We start from the raw sequence: 319 nt of genomic DNA on the forward strand, positions 1-319 counted from the left end.
AGGCCGCGGCGCCGGGCCTGCCCGGAGCCGTCGCCGCGGTCGCGGTCTTCTTCGGACTGGTCGCCCTGTACTGCCGCTCCCTGCAGCGGACCCTGCACCTCGTCCCGCCTGAGGCCCGGACGGCCGCCCCGCGGTCCGTGTGGTGGATGTTCGCCATCCCCTACAACTTCACCGAGGACTTCTTCATCGTCCGCGCCGTCGCCGCCTCCCTGGCCGCCGACGGCCGCACCGCGCCGGCGGCCGTACGCCGCTGGAAAGCCCTCGGATACGCCTGGTGCGGACTCCAGATCGCCTCGCTCCTGCCCGGCGCCGTCGGCCG

At 74.9% G+C, this 319-nt stretch carries 1 protein-coding gene; it reads left to right on the forward strand.

Annotated elements, in window-relative coordinates; translation table 11 throughout:
* A partial coding sequence (locus EF903_RS33615; RefSeq protein ID WP_221888835.1) for a hypothetical protein occupies positions 1-319 on the forward strand: 319 nt, incomplete at both ends.

The sequence above is a fragment of the Streptomyces sp. WAC05292 genome, assembly GCF_003949955.1.
Lineage (GTDB): Bacteria > Actinomycetota > Actinomycetes > Streptomycetales > Streptomycetaceae > Streptomyces > Streptomyces globosus.